General features: G+C 70.7%; 5 protein-coding genes. All 5 read left to right on the top strand.

Annotation, left to right across the window (positions count from 1 at the left end; translation table 11 throughout):
• Positions 1-439: 439 nt before the first annotated feature.
• Positions 440-1,744: a hypothetical protein gene (locus ASF52_RS05715; protein ID WP_056169022.1), complete on the top strand. Its 1,305-nt coding sequence runs from the start codon at positions 440-442 to the stop codon at positions 1,742-1,744.
• A gap of 164 nt (positions 1,745-1,908) precedes the next feature.
• Positions 1,909-2,463: a gluconokinase gene (locus ASF52_RS05710; protein ID WP_056169019.1), complete on the top strand. Its 555-nt coding sequence runs from the start codon at positions 1,909-1,911 to the stop codon at positions 2,461-2,463.
• Positions 2,464-2,470: 7 nt separating this feature from the next.
• Positions 2,471-3,295, top strand: a complete 825-nt coding sequence (locus ASF52_RS05705) for a Cof-type HAD-IIB family hydrolase (RefSeq protein ID WP_056169016.1) — start codon at positions 2,471-2,473, stop codon at positions 3,293-3,295.
• 214 nt (positions 3,296-3,509) lie between these two features.
• A complete protein-coding gene (locus ASF52_RS05700) occupies positions 3,510-4,397 on the top strand; it encodes a lytic transglycosylase domain-containing protein (RefSeq protein WP_056169013.1) in 888 nt (295 codons plus the stop codon).
• A gap of 424 nt (positions 4,398-4,821) precedes the next feature.
• Entirely contained in the window at positions 4,822-5,733 is a 912-nt protein-coding gene (locus ASF52_RS05695) for a helix-turn-helix transcriptional regulator (protein WP_443136655.1), read from the top strand.
• The last annotated feature ends 267 nt before the right edge of the window (positions 5,734-6,000 follow it).

Genomic DNA, 6,000 nt, shown 5'->3' with positions numbered 1-6,000 from the left:
GGCCTCGACGGTGGCGGCGGTCAGATCCACGAGTTCGTAGCGCGCGAACGTGCCCTCGCTCGTCGACACGTCGGCCCCGTCCACGATGGCGCCCGTCGTCGGGCCCGCACCGGGTAGGATCGAGGAGCAGCCCGACACCGCCAGGGCGGTGCAGAGGGCCAGGGGCAGAACGCGCATGCAGGATCGCCTGTCGGTTTCTCTCACCTGCTGCCTAGACCATCGCCACCGCCCTGTCCGTGGCGGGGGGGTCACAGTCCCCCCATGAGCGGCCGAGCACCCGCGCCATCCCCGCTGTACACCGGCCGGACGGGCCGTCGATCCGCCGGGGCGCGATACTTGCCACAACCTTGTCTCGGCGCTTGCCGGAACCTCAGCGCCGTGCCCCTTGTCTCTGACCGTGCAGGCTTCGACCTCCCGAAGCCATGAAAACCGATGCGCCATGCTCTCGTTCGACTACACCCCACCGGCCCTGCCAGAGGCGATGCCGGGTGCCGTCCGGCGGCGCCAGATCTTCTATGTCCCGGGCTACGACCCGGAGGGGCGCACCCGCTACCGGCTGCTGTTCGTGCGCGAACTAACCCGCTACGCCAAGCGCTTCGGGCAGCCCAAGCCCAGGATCGGCCCCGCCACCCTGGAGGCGGACGGCCTGGTCCAGAGCTGGACCGTCGCCGACGAGCCGGCCACGGGAAGCGCGCGGACCCATTACGACGTTCTGCTGTGGGACGACCTCGTGGTCCGGGACTTTCGCCGCTGGCGCCTCATCAGCGCGGGGCTCCTCGTCCTCGGCACCCTTCACGCCGTGCTCGGCGGACAGATGCTGCGGTTCTACCGGCTCAACTGGAAGTACGGCAACGTCATCCTCTATCCGTTCGTCCTCCTCGTCGGCCTCGTCCTGGCCACCCTCGCCATCGCGGGCTTCGTCCATGCGCATCTCGGCGACGGATTCGGGCACAGCCTGGGCTGGCCGCTCTGGGCGACGGTGCCCCTCGGTCTCCTCGCTGGGCTCGGCTGGGTGAAGGCCATCGAGGCCATGCTCAACCGGATCTTCTTCTGGCAGCTCCTGAACGACTGGGTGTTCAACTGGCAGCACGGGCAGGGCTGGCGCCCGGATTACGAGACTCGCCTCACCGCCTTCACCGACCATGTGATCGCCCGCCTCGCCGCCTTCGCGGAGGCGGGGACCCCCATCGACGAGGTGATCCTGCTCGGCCATTCCTCCGGCGCCCTGACGGCGGTCGAGGTCGCCGCACGACTGCTGGCGCGCGACCCGGACCTCGGCACGGGGAGCACCAGTCTCGCCCTCGTCACCCTCGGGTCGGGCCTGCCCCTGGTGGCGATCCAGCCGCGGGCGCACGGCCTGCGCGCCGAGATCGCCGATCTCTGCACCAGTCCGCGCCTCGTCTGGGTCGATTATCAGGCGCCGCAGGACTGGATGAACTTTCCGGGCTTCAATCCCGTGCGCGATCTGCCTCTGGCCCTCGGGGACCGGCCGATCGCCAATCCCCTCGTGCGCTCCGCGCGGTTCCGGGAGATCATCGGCCCGGAGACCTACCGCAGGGTCCGGTGGCGGCCGTTCCGCATGCACTTCCAGTTCCTCATGGCGAACGACCGGCCCGGCGCCTACGATTTCTTCGCCATGACCCTCGGGCCCCAGCGCGTGCGCGCACGGGTGTTCGATCCCGCGCCGATGCCCAGCGCCGAACCGACCGGGCGCGCGGGCGAGGCGGCTCTCGCGACGAAGTGAAGGCCGGTCCCCCCCGGGTCCTGGGACAGGGACTTCGGAATGTGGCCCGATCCTTCGGAATGTGGTTCGATCCTGCCGCATCGGGCACGGCTCCGTGCCCCTGCTCCCTTGACCCGCGCCTTCGGGGCAGGCGACACGGCCCACCTGACGGACCGGGGTACAGCATGCAGGCAGGCCATCTCGCGTCCCTCGATGGCGGTCCCGGCGTGATCGTGGTGATGGGCGTCTCGGGCTCGGGCAAGAGCACCGTGGCGGCGTGCCTGGCGGAACGTCTCGGCTGGGCTTTCGTCGATGGGGACGATTTCCACAGCGCCGCGCACGTGGCCAAGATGCACGCGGGCCATCCCCTGGACGACGACGATCGCGCGCCCTGGCTCGCGGCCATCGCGGCCTGGATCGACACCCGGCTCCAGACCCGCGAGCCCGGCGTGGTGGTCTGCTCGGCCCTGCGGCGGGCCTATCGCGACGCCCTCGTGCGCGGGCGTCCCGAGGTCCGGATCGCCTACCTGGCGGGGGACCGCGCCCTCATCGAAGGGCGGCTCGCCCAGCGCAGGGGACACTTCATGCCGTTCTCCCTCCTCGACACCCAGTTCGCCATCCTGGAGCCGCCGGCGCCCGAGGAGAACGCCGTCGTGGTCGGCATCGACGCGCCCGCGGTGGATGTCGCCGCAACGATCGCGGCCCGCCTGGGATTGGAGAAGAACCGGAACGAGACATAGGCCGCCCATGGACGCCTCCGCCCCGCCCATCGCCCTCGTCATCTCCGACGTGGACGGCACCCTGGTGACCTCGGACAAGCGCCTGACGCCGGCCACCCGGGCGGCGGTGAGGCGCCTCGGCCTGGCCGGCATCGGCTTCACCGTCGCGTCGAGCCGCCCGCCGATGGGGCTCGGAAGCCTGGTCGCGGCGCTCGACCTGCGCCTGCCGCTCGGTGCGTTCAACGGCAGCACCCTGGTGGCACCCGATCTCGCCGTGCTGTCCGAGACCCTGATCCCGGCCGCCGTCGCGCGGGAGGCCGTCGATCGGCTCGCCCGGGACGGCCTCGACATCTGGGTGTTCGCCCACGGGGCCTGGAACCTGCGCGATCCGCGCGCGCCCTACACCGACCTCGAACGGCGGACCCTCGGGGCCGAGCCGAACGTCGTGGCCGATCTCGACCCGCTCCTCGACCACGCGGCCAAGATCGTCGGCGTCGGCGCCGATGCCAAGCACCTCGCCGCCTGCGAGACGGCCCTGGCCGCCGCCCTGGGGGAGGGGGCCGACGTCCACCGCTCCCAGGCGTACTACCTCGACGTGACACCGGCCGGCGCCGGCAAGGGCGGCTTCGTCGACGCCTTGAGCCGGCGCCTCGGAATCGACCGCAGCCGGATCGCCACCCTGGGCGACGCGGGCAACGACGTGCCGATGTTCGCCCGCAGCGGCCTGTCCATCGCCATGGGCAACGCGGGCCCGGACGTGAAGGCGGCGGCCGGGGCCGTCACGGCCGACAACGACAGCGAGGGGTTTTCCCGCGCCATCGAAGAATTCGTTTTGCACCGCCCGTCGGCCTGAACCCCGTGGCGCGCCGGGGCCGGGCCAGGCCGTTGCGCGGACAGGGAAAATCCGCTGCGGGACCGCCCCCCACGTTTCCCGAGTGTGTATCATGTGCGCCACAGCACGTGGGGAAAGCCCGGCCAGGTCGCCGCAATCGGGGCACCGGGTCGCTTTCCAGCCTTATTTGACCCCGACCTTGGCCGCTCAGAACAAGGACGATCCGGGTCACCGCATGAACCAGCGCCTCCTGCTCCTCGCCGTCGCCGCGCTGGTCGTCCCGACCCAGATCCTGTCCACGCCGGCTTGCGCCCAGGGCAAGACCGCACGGGACAACATCGACGCGCTGATCGAGGAGCAGGCCCGCGCGGCCGGCGTGCCTGCGAGCTTCGTCCACGCGGTGGTCAAGCGCGAGAGCAACTACAATCCGAACGCCAAGGGCGGCAGCGCGCTCGGCCTCATGCAGATCAAGCCCGCCACGGCGCGCGGCCTCGGCTACCAGGGCGACGCGGCCGGCCTGTTCGATCCGGCGGTGAACCTGCGCTACGGCGTCGCCTACCTCGCCGGCGCCTACAAGACCGCCAAGGGCGACCTCGCCCGGGCCTACGGCTACTACAACCGCGGCTACTACTACGCCGCCAAGCGCCTCGGCATCCCGGCGGATGTCCCCGAGGGCGTGACCATTGTCGCCTCCGGGGCGAAATCCGGCGCCGCCTTCACCAGCGCCTTCGATCGCACGGCGGCCCTCGATCCCAACCTCGCCGCCGCCAACACCGCCCTGGCCTATGCGCCGAGCCCGACGGCCAACGGCGTCCCGACGGAACGCGTCGAGGTTCCCCTGCCGCCGCGCCGGCCGGCCTCGCTCGCGGGCGCACCCACGGCCATGGCGAGCCTCGACCCGGCCCCCGTCGCCATCGCGCCCAACGCACCGGCGCCGACCACTCCGATGTCCATGACGGCCCCCCATGCCGTCGACGCCGCCCCGAGCGACCTGGTGGAAGTTCCGCTGCCCCCACGCCGTCCCTCCGCGGTGCTCCTCGCCGTCTCGGGGCGGCAAATTGTCGCGAGAAAGACCGGCGGCGCGATGGTCCTCGAAGCTACGGCCCTGCCTGCCGACCAGTGAGACGACCCGTCTCGCGCTCGAATTTCGATCGATCGCGGGTCCGGCTGGTTCGATCCCGCGTCGGGCAGCCCCGTTTTCCCGACTTTTCGTCGGTCTGACGTTTTTCGGGGCCAGTGCCGGGCAGGCGGACGACACCGTGTTTTTTCCTAATCCGCCTCCGGGAAGCGCTTGCGCTCCTGCACCCGCAGCCTCACATGCTGCGCTGCACAGGAACTCCGCCGCCAAGCGGCTTTCCGAAAGCCGTCGCGGCCTCGAGCGATACGATCTGCATACGAGGCGGCTGGCACGACCTGATATTCGGGGTTTGTTCCGACGGCGTCATCCATCCTCCACCCGAATTCTCACGATGCTGTCGTCGTGGGTTGATAATGGGTGATGGTCAGTTGAGATTCAGTAGTTGCGCAGGCGTCGGGCCTGCCAGCGCATTAGGAAGACGAACGACGGCATGGCCGGCGCTGCAGAACAAGAATCGCTCTTCCTGACGGAACTCGGCCGGCGCGTCCGCCACGCCCGGACCCTCCGGGGACTCTCGCGCAAGCTCCTGTCCCACACGTCCGGCCTGTCGGAGCGCTACATCGCGCAACTCGAGAGCGGCCAGGGCAACGTCTCGATCATCCTCCTGCGCCGGGTCGCCAACGCCATGGGCGTGCGCCTCGACGACCTCATCGCCGATCAGGACAATGCGGCCGACTGGCACGTGGTCCGCGACCTCCTCGGCAACGCGTCGAGCGAGCAGATCGCCCTGGCCAAGGGCATCCTGTCCGGCCAAGCCCCCGCCGGGGGCGACACGCCTCAGCCGCGGGTGGCCGTGGTCGGCCTGCGTGGGGCGGGAAAATCCACCCTCGGGCGCCGGGTCGCCGAGCGCCTCGGCTGGACCTTCGTCGAGCTGAACGCCGAGATCGAGCGCGAGAACGCCCTGTCGGTTAAGGAGATCTTCGCGATCTACGGCCAGGAGGGCTACCGCCGCCTGGAGCAGGCGGCCCTGCGCCGCCTCACCGAGCATCCCGGGCCCCTCATCCTCGCCACCAGCGGCGGCATCGTCGCCGAGCCCCTGACCTACGACCTCCTGCTGCAGGCGTTCTTCACGGTGTGGCTGCGGGCCCGGCCCGAGGAGCACATGCAGCGCGTGCGCGAGCAGGGCGACCTCGCCACCACGGGCGACCACCCTTCGGCCATGCAGGAGCTACGGGCGGTCCTCGCCAGCCGCGAGCCGCTCTACGCGCGGGCCCCCTCCGTGGTCGACACCTCCGACGTTCCCGTGGAGACGATGGTCGACCGCCTCGCGGCCGCCATCGAAGCTCGCTTCGGCAACCTGGGCCAGACCCACCGCGCCTGAAACGTCCGTCGCGCGGAGGCTGCGTCCACCCGGCGCCCTTGATCGGCATGGCCTCGCACCACACGCTAAGGACGGGCCTCGTGCTGCACCGCACCGGGGCAAACGTTCTCCGTAGGGCTCGCCGCACGCGGCCCCTCACCTTCGGCAGTGATTCCGCGTAGTGTACCGCCCTCGTGGCGGCCGAACCGATTTTTCGACGAACCAGGTCTCCATGGACCGGGATCCCGGTGAACCCGATTCCGTTTCAGAGGCCTGTTTCGAGGAGGA

The sequence above is a fragment of the Methylobacterium sp. Leaf112 genome (genome assembly GCF_001423295.1).
Lineage (GTDB): Bacteria > Pseudomonadota > Alphaproteobacteria > Rhizobiales > Beijerinckiaceae > Methylobacterium.
Note: the sequence above shows the minus strand (reverse complement) of the source record. Positions and strands in the feature narration are given on the sequence as shown.

What these genes read in the sequence shown, in the direction of transcription:
- ASF52_RS05715 (WP_056169022.1), top strand. Translation starts at nt 440, where the DNA reads ATGCTCTCGTTCGACTACACCCCACCGGCCCTGCCAGAGGCGATGCCG.
- ASF52_RS05710 (WP_056169019.1), top strand. Translation starts at nt 1,909, where the DNA reads ATGCAGGCAGGCCATCTCGCGTCCCTCGATGGCGGTCCCGGCGTGATC.
- ASF52_RS05705 (WP_056169016.1), top strand. Translation starts at nt 2,471, where the DNA reads ATGGACGCCTCCGCCCCGCCCATCGCCCTCGTCATCTCCGACGTGGAC.
- ASF52_RS05700 (WP_056169013.1), top strand. Translation starts at nt 3,510, where the DNA reads ATGAACCAGCGCCTCCTGCTCCTCGCCGTCGCCGCGCTGGTCGTCCCG.